Source organism: Actinacidiphila polyblastidii (assembly GCF_036353415.1).
GTDB lineage: Bacteria > Actinomycetota > Actinomycetes > Streptomycetales > Streptomycetaceae > Actinacidiphila > Actinacidiphila polyblastidii.
The window spans coordinates 303076-316940 of the sequence record NZ_JAZEWV010000007.1; the positions used below are offsets into that span (position 1 = coordinate 303076).

The following is a 13865-nucleotide window of genomic DNA, read 5'->3' on the forward strand; positions in this document are numbered from 1 at the left end:
GGACCGGGAGGCTCACCCCTGGACCGGCACCACCGGGGCGGCCGGCAGGAAGACGTCGAAGCGGCAGCCCCCGGGCACGTTGTGGACGGCGGCGCGGCCGTGGTGCGCCTCGACGATGCCGCGCACGATCGCCAGCCCGAGCCCCGCGCCGGCCGGCGGCGTGCGCGCGCCGGTGCCGCGCCAGCCGGTGTCGAAGACCCGCGGCAGGTCGTCGGCCGCTATGCCCCCGCACCCGTCGGTGACGGAGAGCACCACGGAGCCCGACTCGGCGTCCTGCCGGGCCGAGACCGCCACCGTGCCGTCGGCCGGGGTGCGGTGGATCGCGTTGGCCAGCAGGTTCATCAGCACCCTGGTCATCTCCCGGCCGTCGACCTCGATCGGCACCTGCTCCACGCCGTCCCCGACCAGCCGCACCCCGTGCTCGGCGGCCAGCGGGTCGGCCCCGGCGATGGCGTCGCCCACCAGGTCGTACACCGACATCCGGGTCGGCGACAGCGGCAGCACGCCGGCCTGGATGCGGGAGAGCTCGAAGAGGTCGCCGACCATCCCGCTGAGCCGGTCCACCTCGGTGCGTATCTGCCGGTGGTACCGCTGCGGGTCCTCCGCGAGGCCGTCCTCGAGCGCCTCCGTCATCGCCCGCAGCCCGGCCAGCGGGGTGCGCAGGTCGTGCGAGATCCACGCGACCAGCTCACGCCGGGAAGCCTCCAGCGCCCGCTCCCGCTCCCGCGAGGCGGCCAGCTTGGCGCTGGTCGCCGACAGCTCGCGGCCCAGCTCGGCCAGCTCCGCGGTGGGAGCGCCGTCCGGTGCGGCGAACGGGCCGCCGTCGCCGAGCACCCTGGTCGCCGCCGTCAGCGCCCGGCTGCCGGCGACCACCTGCCGCCCCAGGATGAGCGTGACCGCGAGCGAGACCACCGCGGCAATGGCGCACACGGTGGTGACCACCCCCAGGTCGTGCTCGGACAGGAACATCGCCCACGCCACCGACAGGGTGCCCGCGAGCATGGCGGCGACCGTGACGACCGCGACGACCGCGAGGGACAGCGCGACCGAGCGGTGCCGCAGCAGCCGCAGCACCAGCGAGCCGAGCAGCCCGGCCGCCGCCGCGCCCATGGCCGCATAGGCGGCGATCAGCAGCAGGTCACGCACCGGCACCACCCCCTTCGACGGCCGCCCCGCCGAGGCCGCCCGCCCGGTGCGCGCCGCTCGGCGGCGCCGGGGCGGCCCGCGCGGTCTCCTCGTCCTGCGGGTCGAAGCGGTAGCCGACGCCCCACACGGTGCTGATCATCCGGGGCCTTGCCGGGTCGTCCTCGACCTTCTCCCGCAGCCGCCGCACGTGCACGGTCACGGTCGACAGGTCGCCGAACTCCCAGCCCCACACCCGGCGCATCAGCTCCTCCCGCCCGAGCACCCGTCCCGGGTGCCGCAGGAAGAAGGCGAGCAGATCGAACTCCCTTATGGTCAGGGGCAGTTCGCTCCCGTCGCGGAGCGCTCTGCGGGCCGCGGGGTCCAGCGCGAGGGCGCCGGAGCGCAGCCACGGCCCGGCTTCGGGGGTGCTGCCGGCCCTGCGCAGCACCGACTCCACCCGCAACACCAGCTCCCGCGGGCTGAACGGCTTCGTCACGTAGTCGTCCGCGCCGACCTCCAGGCCGAGGATCCGGTCGTCCTCGTCGCCACGCGCGGTGAGCATGACCACCGGCAGCGGGCCGTGCTCCCGCAGCCGGCGACATACCTCCAGTCCGTCCATGCCCGGCAGCATCAGGTCGAGCACCACGAGATCGGGCCGCACCGCGGCGGCCCGTGCCACCGCGGACGGGCCGTCCGCCACCCGGTCGACGGCGAAACCCGCACGGTCCAGATAGGTGGCGACGACCTCGGCCACGGTCGGGTCGTCGTCCACCACGAGGACCCGCCGGCGCGGCTGCGGCGCCTGCATCGGCGGTACGGGAAGGCTGGCGTTGCTCATGCACCCGAGTCTCGCATCCGCCACTGACAGTGACCACGGCCGCGGGTTCGGAACCGCGAACCGTCCCCGTTCCGTAAGGATCGGAAGAGCCGCGCGTGAGCCCCTTCGTCACGCTCCGCGCACGTTCGCATGCGGCCGCCGCCTCCCGGCGGCACCCGGGAGCGGTGCGCGGCGTGAACCGGTTGATCCCTTGCGGGGGGCCGGGCGTACGGGGGCTGCGGCGCCCGCCCTGACGGCCGTCGGGTATCTGCCGTAGAGCTTCCGGCCCGGCGCGCGGGCTCCGGGGAGGCCGCGCGCGATCGTACGCAAAAGGGCGTCGAATGGTGTCGGTAGCACCGTTGACACCTGGATGCGGTGCGTGACCTACTTACCTGATCCGCTCGATGTCGTAATGCTGCCGGACCCTTCGCCGGTCCGGTTCCAGGGGGAATCGCGGTGACGACAGAGTGCTATCCGACGACCGCCGAAATCACTGATGCGGCGAGATCGTTGACACTGAGGTATCCGGGGGTCTGCCGGCTGGGGGAGGTCGGCAGGTCGCGGGCCGGGCGGCCGCTGCTGGTGCTGACGGTCGGTCAGGGGCTCCGCAACGTGCTGGTGGTGGCCGGTCCGCACGCCAACGAGGCGGCGGTCGGCGGCGCGACCGTGCTGCGGCTGGCCGCGCAGATCGCCGCGGCACGCGAACGCGGCGAGGACGACGGCAGCTGCTGGCACTTCCTGCTGTGCATCGATCCGGACGGCGCGGCGCTCAACGAGCCCTGGTTGCAGGGCCCCTACAGCCTGCGCGGCCACTACGAGCACTTCTTCCGGCCCTGCGCGGCCGAGCAGCCCGAGTGGCTGCCGCACGACGGCGCGGTGCGCTGCCCCGCGCTGCCGGAGACCCGGGCGCTGGTCGGCCTGCTCGACGGGCTGCGCCCGGTGCTCCAGTGCTCGCTGCACGGCATCGACGTCGGCGGCAGCTTCGTGCAGCTCACCAGCGACGTGCCGGGGGTGCCCGAGCGCATCGGCAAGTCGGCCGCGGAGCTGGACATCCCGCTGGAGAGCGGCTCGTCCGACGCCTTCCAGTGGCCGAGTCCGGGACCCGGGGTGTACGTCATGCCGCCCGCGTCCGATCCGGCCGCGGGCGACGGCGCCCACTCCACCTGGGCGCACGCCCAGCGCTACGACGGGGTGACAGCCGTCGTCGAGGTGCCGATGTGGGCGTGCGAGCGCAGCGCGGACACCACCCCGCACCCGGACCCCGACCACGCGCTGCGCACCGCGGGCGCTGCGCTGCGCCGCGATCTGCCCACCGTGGCGCGGGCGATGGAGCGGATCGCCCCCGAACTCATCGGCGCGGACACCCCGATGCTCCGCACCGTGCGCGAGCTGGTCGGCATCGGGCCGCAGCTGAGCGCGGAGTGGGACCCGGCGCTGCGGCCGCCCGGCGCAGCGCCGCTGCCGCCGATGACCACCGCCCGGGTCACCAGCATCGAGGTGTACGCCCAGCGGATCCCGCTGCGCGCCGCGGCGATGCTGCGCAGGATCGCCGACCTGCCGTGCGTGACGCAGCTGGTCGACGAGTGGTGCGCGGCGTACGAGCGGGCCTACCACCCGCGCTGGGTGCCGGTGGCCGACCAGGTCGAGCAGCAGGCGCGCAGCGTGATGGCGGTCTACGAGGAGCTGAGCGCCTAGCCCCGGCGTGAGACGCGTCACCGCGCGGCGGCCGGGCGGCCGCCCGGCGGTTGCGGGGCAGCGCGGGACAGCTGCCGGGCGGCCGCGGGGTGTCTTCCGGGCCGCCCCGGGGTCAGCGCAGCGGCTTGGCCATGCAGACGCTCAGTTCCTCGTAGCGGTAGTAGCCGAACTTCGGGGCCGGCAGATAGCCCTCCGACTCGTACAGCGCGATGGCCTCGGGCTGCTTCAGGCCGGTCTCCAGGACCATACGGGTGCGGCCGGCGGCGGTCGCGCTCGCCTCCAGCTCGGCCAGCAGCTTGCGGGCGAGCCCGCGCCCGCGGGCCTCCGGGACCACGAACATCCGCTTGATCTCGGCGTCGCCGGCGGAGAACCCCTCCGCGGAGGCGTCCTGCGCGCGCCAGCCGCCGCTGGCCACCGGCAGGTCCTCGTCGTCGTACACCAGCAGGTAGAGGCCCTGCGGCGGGTCGAAGTGCGCGGCGTCCATGACGCTCAGGTCGCCGTCGCCGTAGCGTGCGACGTATTCCAGCTGCACCAGGTCGTTCAGCTTCACGGCGTCCGGAGCGTCGTAGCGCGTCGTTCTGATCTCCACGCCGACCATCGTACGTGTGTGCGGTGACAGGGGCGTACGGCGGCCCGGATAGGGTCCGGGGATGCTCACCGTCACGACAGTCAACGTGAACGGCGTCCGCGCCGCCGCCAAGAAGGGCTTCCTCGGCTGGCTGGAGTCCACCTCCGCCGACGTCGTCTGCCTGCAGGAAGTCCGCGCCGAGCCGGACCAGCTCCCGGCGCCGCTGCGCGACCCCGACGGCTGGCACGCCTACCACGCACCGGCGGCCGCCAAGGGCCGCGCCGGCGTCAGTGTGCTCACCCGCCGGGCGCCGACGGCCGTACGGGTCGGCTGCGGGGCGGCGGAGTTCGACGCCTCCGGCCGGTACCTGGAGATCGACGTGCCGCACGCGGGCGCCACCGTCACGGTCGGCAGCCTGTACCTGCCCTCGGGCGAGGTCGGCACCCCGCGCCAGGACGAGAAGCACCGGTTCATGGACGCCTTCCTCGCCCACCTCACCGCGCTGCGCGAGCGCGCGGCGCAGGACGGCGGGCACGCCCTGGTCTGCGGCGACTGGAACATCGCCCACCAGGAGGCCGACCTGAAGAACTGGCGGTCCAACCAGAAGTCCGCCGGCTTCCTGCCCGAGGAGCGCGCCTGGCTGACCTCCGTCCTGGCGCCCGACGCCTGGACGGACGTGGTCCGCGCGCTGCACCCGGACACCACCGGCCCCTACTCCTGGTGGTCCTACCGCGGCAAGGCGTTCGACAACGACAGCGGCTGGCGGATCGACCTCCACGTCGCGACCGGGGCCCTGGCCAAGACCGCGGCCCGGGCGGTGGTCGAACGCGCGCCGTCGTACGACCGGCGCTGGTCCGACCACGCCCCGGTGACCGTCGCCTACGACCTCTAGGGTCCGCCGTTCGGACCGCCGCGGCGCCGCGGGCCGCGCCACCCGGACGGACCCGGCGCCGGGATACGCTCCCGGCCCGGCGACGGTGGGCCGCAGACGGCCCAGACCCGGTACGCGCCGGGGGTCCGCGGTGCGGACGGCGCGCAGCCGCGGACCGGGGTCCGGCGCCTCCCCGCAGGGCCCGCCCCCCGGCGCCGGGCCGCGGCTCTGAACGAGCGCCGCCCGCCGCTCCGCCCCAGCGCTCGGCCCCGGCGCTCGGCTATGCCGCGTCCAGACCCTCCCGCACCGACGCCAGCGCGGCGGCCGCCTCGGGGAACCCCGCGGCCTCGCAGCGGCTGATCGCCGCGGTCAGCCGGGTCCGCGCCGCGCCGGTCGCGCCGAGCGCGTTGGCCTCCAGGAGGGCGGCGATGCGGACCGCCTCGGCGCGGGGCTGCTCGCCGGCCCGGCCGCCCGACTCGTAGGCGGCGACGGACCGTTCCATCTCCGCGAGCGCCTCCTCGTAGGCGTGCGCGGCGGCCTGGCAGCGGGCGCGCTGGTAGTGGGTGGCGCCGCGCTGGTACCAGCGGACGAAATCGGCGGCGTCGTCGGGCGCCGCGGCGATCACCCCGTCGGCCTCGGCCAGGTGCCGCAGCGCCGCCTCCAGCCCGCCGGCCTCCCGCTCCGCGGTGGCCAGCCGGGCGAACTCGCGCATCATGCCGAGCACCGGTGCGGGCCGCGGCGCCCGCTCGTGCGAGGCCACCGCCCGCGCGTACGCGGTCGACGCGGCCTCGCGCAGGCCCGCCTCGGCGAGCGCGGCGGCCGCCTCGCAGGCCACCAGCGTGTGCGTGTACTGCTCCTGCTCCCACTGCGCGACCTCGTCGGCGAGCCGCAGGAACTCCTCGGCGGCGGCCCGCTGTTCGCCCAGCGCGGCGAGACCGCGAGCGAGGTTGAGCCGGACCTGCGCGGCCATCCGGGGGTCGAGGAGCCGGACGTCGCCCAGGACGACGGACTCCAGCACGGCCACCGCGTCGCTGCGCCGGCCGTCCTCGGTCAGGACGTCGGCGAGTTCCAGCCTGACCTGCGCGGCGTGCGCGTCGGCGCCCTCCCGGTCCAGCCGGTCGGCGGCCTCCGACAGGTGCCGCACCGCGCCGGCCAGGTCGCCGCCGTGCGCGCAGGCGTGGCCGAGCAGGGCGTGGAAGGGACCGAGGGCCAGCGACGCGTCGGGCCAGCGCGCGGCGGTGGACAGCGCCTGGTGGATCAGCGGCACGGCCTCCTGCGCCTGCCCGCTCTGCACCTTGATCTGCGCCAGCAGCGCCAGCGGACGCGGGGTGCGCCACGGCTGCCCGGCGTCCTCGACGAGCGCCAGCGCCCGCGTCAGCTCCTGCGTCGCGGCCTCGAACTCCCCGGTGCGCGCGGCCACATCGGCCGCGTACTGGCGGGCGGCGGACGCGCGGGCCGGCGCGTCCAGCCGCTCCGCCTCGCGCAGCAGCGTCGCCACCGACGCGTCGAAGGCGTCCCTGACCGCGGCCGGCGGGTCGGGCAGCAGGTCCACGAGGTCGTGGCGGGCCACCATCGCGGCGCACTGCAGGATCGCCAGGTAGCGGTCCGGCTCGATGCCGCCGGGGTCGGCCAGCAGCTCCCGCGCCCGGCGCAGTTCGGCCTCCAGTTCGGCGCGGGCCGGCTCCCGGTCCGCGGCCGGGGCGTCCGCGCCGGCGGCGACCAGCGCGGTCGCGGCACGGGCGCGCGCGGCGGCCGCCCGGCCCGGGTTCCCGGCGTCCTCGTAGAGCGCGGCCGCCTCCTGCATCACGGCGCGAGCGGTCAGCCACTCCTCGCGGTCGAAGCCGTCGAAGGCCCGCCGCTCGGCGAGTTCGGCGGTCAGCAGCTCCTGCGGCCCGGCCGTCGCGTCGTGCACATGGCCTGCGGCCTCCACCCGCTCGCGCACCCGCTGCCACAGGGTGTCCGCGTCCGGCCGCCCCATGGCCGTCAACTCCCTCGTCCTGGCGACGAGTTCGCCGAATTCCTCCGGCGCCTCCGCGGCGGTCGCGCCGGCGGTGACGCCCTCCGGAACCGGAACCGGAACCGGAACCGGCGCCGGCAGCGGCGACGGCAGGACCGCCCGTACGCCCAGTGCCAGCGGCGCGTCGAGCAGCGGGCGCCGGGCCAGCCGCGCCAGCCGGTGCGCGCCGACCGCGGGTGTGCCGTTGCGCCGGTCGAACGCCGCGGCGAGCGGCCCGGCCTCGGCGCGCACCTCGGCGAGCAGCGAGGACACCGTCCAGTTCCGGCCCGGCGGTCCGGAGACCGCGAGGTCCCGGTGGCCCTGCTCCGCGAGCCGGGCGAGCAGCACCTCGACGCCGGTGAGGAAGACCAGCCGGTCCAGCGGGGAGCCGGTCACCTCGAACATCGACCGGTTCTCCGCGAGGATCTCCAGCCCCCGGCCCTCGTTGCGGCTCAGCGCGCAGAACTCCAGGTGCCGGCCGATCGCCTCGGCCATGTCGGGCTTGCCGCGCGCGAACCGGTACCCCGTCAGGTGATGCGACCGCGCCTGGTCGGCGCGGCCGGTGCGCAGCAGTGGCAGCAGCGCGCAGGCCATGCTGACGTACGGCTCCTCCAGGCAGGTCTGGCCGCCGTCGAGCACCGGCTGCCACTCGCGCAGCGCCCGCTCGTCGTCGCCCGCGCCCTCGTGGTGCAGAGCCCGCTGCCGCGTCTCGCACGCCTCGCAGTCGCTGAGGTCGGTGCGCGGCCTCGTCACCCACAGGTCGTACGCCTCCTCCGCGCCGGAACGGGTGTGCCGCGCCAGCAGATACCGCATCGCGTACACCGGCTGCATGCCGTGACCGGCCTTGGCGTAGCGGTCCCGCATCTCCGCCGTCCACCGCTCGACGGCGGCCAGCGGCACCTCCGGCACCTGCAGCAGGGCGTTGGTCACCCATTTGAAGCGCCAGTGGAGTTGGTGCTCCTCCCACTCGCTGAAGTCCTCCGGCCGGTCGTCCCACCGCTTGACGATCCGCGCGAAGACCACCGGGGACTTCCGCTCCTCACCCGCGTAGGTGTAGGCCGACATCAGCTCGAACAGCGCCGTCACCAGCGCGCCCTTGTCGTCGAACTGCTCGGCGGCCTCGACGAGTTCCTCGGCGCGCACGGTCCGCTGCCGGCCGTACGGCCGCTCGTTGTTCTCGCGCAGCGCCGCGAAGACGGCGTCCGGGGTGTCGGTCACTTCGGCTCCTGCCGCGGCTCGTGCATGGCGTGGTCGAGCAGCCCGATGAACGCCCGGTTCAGCAGGGCGCTCTCCGTGGCGCGCAGCGGCCGCCGGGTCATCAGCAGCGCCTGGCCGTAGAGCGCCTCGACCGCGGTCACCGCCAGTCCCCGCTCGGTGATCGACGCGGCCCGCCGCACCAGCGGGTTGAGGTGGTTCAGCACCAGCTGGGCGCGCGGCGCCTGTGCGCGCAGGCTGCCGAGGATGTCCGCCCACAACCCGTCGGCGGAGTCCGCCAGTTCGCTGCGGGACCGCTCGTGCCGGGCCTCCCGGTTGTCGAGCAGCAGGGCGGGCGCGCTGACCGGGTGGAAGCTGCGCAGCACCACGTCGCAGTCGAACTGCGCGACCACCTCGCGGGCGATGTGCAGGAAGCCCGCGGCGGCCAGTTCGGCGCCGGGCTCCACGGCGTCCAGGTGCGCGGCGACCGTCGTCGGGTCCAGGTCGGTGACGGTGCAGCCGGGCCGGATCTCCGGCAGCCGGTGCACCAGGTCGCGGTCGTACGCGTAGCCGCCGTTGACCACCCCGAGGCCGGCCGCGCCCGCGATCGGGGCGACCTGCCGGAACTCCTCGACGGTCTGCGTGACCAGCACCACCGGGTGCGCGCGGGCGAACTCCTCCAGCGTCACCTGCCCGTCCGTGGTCTCGAACGGCAGCCACGGCAGCAGCAGCCGCAGCAGCTCGTCGTCGTAGCGGGCGAGCGCTTTGACCGCGAGGTGGTGCACGGCGATGAAGCGGTGCAGCAGCGCCGGATCGCTCGCCGACAGTCCGGTCAGCCAGTCGCGGATCCGCCCGCCCAGCGCCTCCCGGATCGCCGCGAGCGTCTCGTCCTCGTACAGCGCCTCCCGCGAGGCGGTCGGCCGCAGGCTGTCGGCGTCGACCACGCAGCGCACGAAGAACGCCCAGTCCGGGAGGAGTTCGGGTGCCTGGTCGGACAGCAGCATGCCCTTCAGGTGCACCCGGTGGCCGGCCTGCCGCGACGGGTGCACCGACGTCGGCAGCACGTACGCCACGCCGCGCAGCCCGACCAGCGGCAGGTCCAGGGCGATGCTGTCCAGCGGGGTGAAGTCGAAGGTGGCGCGGCAGTGTTCGGCCAGCGCCTCGCGCCGGGCGAGCGGGGAGCCGTGCCGGGTGTCCCAGGGTGCGGGGCGCCGGTCGATCCGGGTGCTGCCGCCGAAGTCGTCGACGACGGTGACCTGGTGGCGCAGCAGGCTGCCGTAGTGCCGGGCGAGCGAGACGACCCGCTCGGGCCTGGTCCACTCGGCGCCCTCGCGCCGCGGCACCAGGCTCACCGTGGTGCCCGGCTCCGGCACCGCGCCCGCCGGCAGCGTCCTGATCGTGTACCGGCCGTCGGCCGCGCCGCGCCATTCCACGGCGGGCGCGGCCGGATCGGCGGCGGACCTGGTGGTCACGGTGATCTCGTCGGCGACCACGAAGCAGGCCAGCAGGCCGATGCCGAACTGCCCGATGAAGTCGCTGCGTTCGGCGGCCAGCCGGTCGCCGTCCAGACCGCCGTCCGCGCCGCGCTTGGAGCTGCGGCCGATGGTGGCGAGGAACCGGTGGACGTCCTGCTCGGTCAGCCCCACGCCGGTGTCGGTGACCGTCAGCCGGTCCTCGCCCGCCCGCAGGGTGATCCGGGCCGGCGCGTCGGCGTCCAGCGCCTGCCGGGCGGTGATCGCGTCCACCGCGTTCTGCAGCAGCTCGCGCAGGTAGACCCGCGGGCTGGAGTACAGATGGTGGGAGAGCAGGTCGATGAGGCCGCGCAGGTCGACCTGGAAGGTATGGCTCGTGCTCGCGTCTGACACCGGTTCTGCTCTCTCGTTCGGCTTCGTGCGGTCCTGCGACCGCGGTCCACGGCCCTCGGGTCGCGGCGTCGTGCGGTCGTTCGGTGGTGCGGGGTGCGGGGTGCGGGGTGCTGCGGTGGCGCGGGGTGGTGCGGTGGGCCCTCGCGGGCGCGGTCGCGCCGCGGATCAGCCGCCGACGCGGGCGCGCCACTGCCGGTACGGCGCGGTCGGGTCCTGCCCGTCGAGGTACATCCACGGGAACTCCGTGACGCTGCCGTCCAGGACCCGGAACAGGTCGGCGGCCGCGTCGTTCTCACCCGCCAGCGCGAAGGCCAGCGCGAAGGTGTTGAAGCCGCGCGTCCAGTCGCGCCGCCGCTCGTAGCGCGGATGGTGCACCGAGCGCTCCGCGGCCTCGTACAGTCCGAGGACCACCTCGGAGCCGCGCAGGTACGCGAAGTCCGCGCCGTCCTCCTCGTCCAGCCACTGCTCCAGGTGCGCCACCGCGACGAGTTCGCCCAGCGGGCTGCCCGGCGGCGCGGCGAGCATCGCCTCGCGCGCGAAGGCGTGCGTCTGCTGGTGCGAGCCGCCCCACTTGCGGCAGATCTGCTGCAACTGCTGCCGGTGCGCGGCCAGATGGCCGGGCGAGCGGCGCACCACCGCCTCGAACCTGCGGGCCGCCAGGTCGGGACCGATCTGCAGGCCGCGCCCGCTGATCTGCAGGAAGTACCACGGCGCCACACAGCCGGGCGCGCACTCCGCGGCACGGTAGAGGAGTTCCTCCGCGGTGCGCAGCCGGGAGTGGAAGACCGCGAACTGCTCCTCGGAGACGTAGCGCGCCTGCTTGCGGGTGCGGGCCTCCCAGGCCCACTCCACATGCCGCGCGCCGGACACCAGCAGCGGCAGCGGGTCCCGCGGGTCCGCCTCGGTCACCGCGGTCAGCCACCGCTCGGTCCCGGTCACCATCATCACGCCCTCGACCAGCCAGGTCAGGTCCTCGCCGTCGGCCGCGCCGTCCAGCGTGACGCGGACCTCGGGCCAGCGCCCGGCTGCCGCGGCCTCCCGGAGCGCGACCAGCCGCGGATCGCCGTGGCTCAGGTCCAGCCGGAGCGCCGCGCTCCGCCCCCACCTCGGCCGGGCCACTCCCGGCGTCCGCGTCCCCGCGGCGGTACGGCGGCGGATCAACGGCATACGGCGGCCCCTTCGCAACGCTCACCAGGGCCGTGCCCACACTGCCCCCCAGACGGAGTACATATCACGACCACCCGACCATCCGACCATCGGACGCCCCGCCGCCCGTCCACGAGCCCGCCCGTGAGCCCCCCGGTGAGCGCGTCCGTCGGCCCGCCCGCGGCACGGCTCCCACCGACAAGTGGTTCGCCCTGGACAAAAAAAGTGTTCGGTGAGACGGTGGAGCCATGTGGGACGTGAGCGTGATCGAGGACTCCGAGGCGGCCGCCGCGTCGCTGGATCCGATACGGGCCGGGCTGCTCGCCGAGCTGGCCGCCGGACCGGCCTCGGCGACGATGCTGGCGGCCCGCGTCGGCCTGCCCCGGCAGAAGGTCAACTACCATCTGCGGGCCCTGGAGAAGCACGGCCTGGTCGAACTCTCCGGCGAGCGCCGCAAGGGCAACGTGACCGAGCGCCTGATGCGCGCCACCGCGGCGTCCTACGTCATCTCGCCGGCCGCGCTCGCCGCGGTACGGCCCGACCCGGCCCGCTTCCGCGACCAGCTCTCGGCGCGCTGGCTGCTGGCCGTCGCGGCCCGGCTGGTGCAGGACGTCGGCAGTCTGATCACCGGCGCCGACCGGGCCGGGCAGCGGGTCGCCACCTTCGCGCTGGACGGCGAGGTGCGGTTCGCCTCGGCGGCTCAGCGGGCCGCCTTCGTCGAGGAGCTGACCCGCGGGGTCGGGGCGCTGGTCGCCAAGTACCACGACGAGCACGCCGAGGGCGGCCGCCCGCACCGCATCGTGGTCGCCCTGCACCCCGCGGTGCGGGCGGACGGCGACCGCGCCGGAACGCCGGCCGCGAGCGGCGGCACGTCCGGCGGCACGTCCGGCGGCACGTCCGGCGGCGCGATCGGCGGCGCGATCGGCCACGCGGCCGGGGCCGCCGACCCGGGCACCACACCGAGCACACCCGAGGAAGCATCATGAGGAAGCTGATCGTCACCGAGTTCCTGACCGCCGACGGCGTCATGGAGGCGCCCAACGAGTGGCACGGGCCGTACTTCGACGACGACATGTCCCGTACGGTCGCCGCTCAGATGGCCGCGTCCGGCGCGCTGCTGCTGGGGCGCACCACCTACGAGGGCTTCGCCGCGGCCTGGCCCGCGATGCCCGACGCGCCGGGCGCCGCGCACATGAACGGCGTCGCCAAGTACGTCGTCTCCAGCACGCTCACCGAGCCGCGGTGGAACAACACGACGGTCCTGTCGCACGACGTGGCGGCCGAGATCGGCCGGCTGAAGAAGGAGGACGGCGGCGACATCACCGTCATGGGCAGCGCCACCCTCGTGCAGTGGCTGCTCGGTGAGGGACTCGTCGACGAGATCGAGCTGCTCGTCGACCCGGTCGTCGTCGGGCACGGCAAGCGGCTGTTCCAAGACGGCCTGCCCACCGTGGCGTTGAGCGTCGTCAGCTCCGAGACCTTCGGCTCCGGCGTCCACCACGTCGTCTACGCACCGCAGAACAGGAAGGGATGAGGACGCCATGCCCGAAGAGTTCGAGATCGTCCGCGAGTTCGAGGTCGACGCCGCTCCCGACCAGGTGTGGGAGGCGCTGACCAGCGGTTCCGCGGGCTGGCTCTGGCCGCAGGAGTACGAGCCGCGTGAGGGCGGCGCGGCCCCCTTCGGCGGCGCCATCACCGCCTGGGAGCCGGGGCGCCGCCTGACGGCGCGGACGGTGGACCCCGAAGGAGTGCCGCAGCAGAGCCTCAACCAGCTCGACCACGTCATCGAGCCGCGCCCCGGCGGCGGTTCGTACGTGCGCTACGTGCACAGCGGCATCTTCGTCGACGACTGGGAGAACCAGTACGACGGCGCGAGCAAGCACACCGACTTCTATCTGCACACCCTGGCGCAGTACCTGACCCACTTCGCCGGCCGCCCCGCGGTCTGGGCCTCGGTGAGCTCCGCGGCGGCCACGGCCGGCGCCCCGGACGCGCTGGAGAGCGCCGTCGCCGCGCTCGGCCTGCCGGCCGGGGTTGGCGTGGGCGAGACGGTGCCGGTCCTGCTCCCCGGCGCCGGGGAGGTGGACGCCGTGCTCGACTACCGCACCGCGTACTTCCTCGGCCTGCGCACACCAGACGCGATGTACCGGGTCTTCGGCCGCAACCACTGGGGTGCGACGGTCGGCGTCGCGGTCCACGACTTCGATGCGCGGGCCGACGCGGACACCCTGGCGCAGGAGTGGCAGAAGTGGCTGGACGGCGTCTACGCCTGACCCCGGCGGCCACCCGCTGATCCGGTCGGTGCCCGCGCCACCGCCGTTTTCTGTTATCCGGGCGCGGGCCGCACGGTCTCCTGTGCATGGGACGCAGAGCACGCAGGGCGCGCGGGGGCCGGCACAAGAGGCCCGGCGGCGTGCTGGTCGCCACGGTGGTCGCGGTCGTCGGGCTGTGCCTGGCGATGTACGCGGTCACCGCGCAGCGCACGGGCACCACGGCGGCGGCCGGCGGTTCCGGCGGCTCCGCGTCGAAGAGCGCGGTCGTGGGGGGGGGGCCCCCCCCCCCCCCCCCCCACCCCCGCCCCCCCCCCG

11 protein-coding genes are annotated in these 13865 nt (G+C 75.2%); 5 read left to right on the top strand and 6 right to left on the bottom strand.

What is annotated here, in order from left to right; translation table 11 throughout:
- Positions 1–12: 12 nt before the first annotated feature.
- Both V2S66_RS12295 and V2S66_RS12300 read right to left on the bottom strand, forming a co-directional pair.
- Positions 13–1146 carry a sensor histidine kinase gene (locus V2S66_RS12295; protein ID WP_330794660.1) on the bottom strand — a complete coding sequence of 378 codons (1134 nt, stop codon included), beginning with the start codon at positions 1144–1146 and terminating at the stop codon, positions 13–15.
- Complete coding sequence (locus tag V2S66_RS12300) at positions 1139–1963, bottom strand: response regulator transcription factor (protein ID WP_330794661.1); 825 nt, start codon at positions 1961–1963, stop codon at positions 1139–1141. Before V2S66_RS12300 ends, V2S66_RS12295 begins: the two co-directional genes overlap by 8 nt.
- Positions 1964–2398: 435 nt before the next feature.
- Here V2S66_RS12300 and V2S66_RS12305 point away from each other — a divergent pair, with 435 nt between their 5' ends.
- Entirely contained in the window at positions 2399–3637 is a 1239-nt protein-coding gene (locus V2S66_RS12305) for a M14 family zinc carboxypeptidase (RefSeq protein WP_330794662.1), read from the top strand.
- 112 nt (positions 3638–3749) lie between these two features.
- On the opposite strand, the gene V2S66_RS12310 is transcribed toward V2S66_RS12305, so the two are convergent.
- Positions 3750–4235: a GNAT family N-acetyltransferase gene (locus V2S66_RS12310; protein ID WP_330794695.1), complete on the bottom strand. Its 486-nt coding sequence runs from the start codon at positions 4233–4235 to the stop codon at positions 3750–3752.
- Positions 4236–4287: 52 nt separating this feature from the next.
- Between V2S66_RS12310 and V2S66_RS12315 the strand changes: the two genes are divergently transcribed.
- Positions 4288–5097, top strand: coding sequence for an exodeoxyribonuclease III (locus tag V2S66_RS12315; protein ID WP_330794663.1), 810 nt, complete (start codon positions 4288–4290; stop codon positions 5095–5097).
- A 259-nt stretch (positions 5098–5356) separates the two neighbouring features.
- Here the strand turns inward: V2S66_RS12315 and V2S66_RS12320 are convergent, their stop codons facing one another.
- The 3 genes from V2S66_RS12320 to V2S66_RS12330 form a co-directional block, all read right to left on the bottom strand.
- The gene (locus V2S66_RS12320; protein ID WP_330794664.1) at positions 5357–8290 is read right to left on the bottom strand and encodes a hypothetical protein; all 2934 of its coding nucleotides are present in this window, start codon (positions 8288–8290) and stop codon (positions 5357–5359) included.
- Positions 8287–10131: an HSP90 family protein gene (locus V2S66_RS12325; protein WP_330794665.1), complete on the bottom strand. Its 1845-nt coding sequence runs from the start codon at positions 10129–10131 to the stop codon at positions 8287–8289. The genes V2S66_RS12320 and V2S66_RS12325 overlap by 4 nt, the downstream gene beginning before the upstream one ends.
- Before the next feature lie 165 nt (positions 10132–10296).
- A complete protein-coding gene (locus tag V2S66_RS12330; protein ID WP_330794666.1) occupies positions 10297–11298 on the bottom strand; it encodes a hypothetical protein in 1002 nt (333 codons plus the stop codon).
- Positions 11299–11525: 227 nt separating this feature from the next.
- Between V2S66_RS12330 and V2S66_RS12335 the strand changes: the two genes are divergently transcribed.
- From V2S66_RS12335 to V2S66_RS12345, 3 genes are read left to right on the top strand one after another with little or no spacing between them, the layout of a single operon-like run.
- Positions 11526–12263 carry an ArsR/SmtB family transcription factor gene (locus V2S66_RS12335; protein ID WP_330794667.1) on the top strand — a complete coding sequence of 246 codons (738 nt, stop codon included), beginning with the start codon at positions 11526–11528 and terminating at the stop codon, positions 12261–12263.
- Complete coding sequence (locus tag V2S66_RS12340) at positions 12260–12811, top strand: dihydrofolate reductase family protein (RefSeq protein WP_330794668.1); 552 nt, start codon at positions 12260–12262, stop codon at positions 12809–12811. Before V2S66_RS12335 ends, V2S66_RS12340 begins: the two co-directional genes overlap by 4 nt.
- A 7-nt stretch (positions 12812–12818) precedes the next feature.
- Entirely contained in the window at positions 12819–13550 is a 732-nt protein-coding gene (locus V2S66_RS12345) for an SRPBCC family protein (protein ID WP_330794669.1), read from the top strand.
- Positions 13551–13865: the final 315 nt, after the last annotated feature.

Coding starts and splice junctions, on each gene's coding strand:
- V2S66_RS12345 (WP_330794669.1), top strand. CDS start 12,819: ATGCCCGAAGAGTTCGAGATCGTCCGCGAGTTCGAGGTCGACGCCGCT.
- V2S66_RS12335 (WP_330794667.1), top strand. CDS start 11,526: ATGTGGGACGTGAGCGTGATCGAGGACTCCGAGGCGGCCGCCGCGTCG.
- V2S66_RS12300 (WP_330794661.1), bottom strand. CDS start 1,963: ATGAGCAACGCCAGCCTTCCCGTACCGCCGATGCAGGCGCCGCAGCCG.
- V2S66_RS12315 (WP_330794663.1), top strand. CDS start 4,288: ATGCTCACCGTCACGACAGTCAACGTGAACGGCGTCCGCGCCGCCGCC.
- V2S66_RS12310 (WP_330794695.1), bottom strand. CDS start 4,235: ATGGTCGGCGTGGAGATCAGAACGACGCGCTACGACGCTCCGGACGCC.
- V2S66_RS12340 (WP_330794668.1), top strand. CDS start 12,260: ATGAGGAAGCTGATCGTCACCGAGTTCCTGACCGCCGACGGCGTCATG.
- V2S66_RS12330 (WP_330794666.1), bottom strand. CDS start 11,298: ATGCCGTTGATCCGCCGCCGTACCGCCGCGGGGACGCGGACGCCGGGA.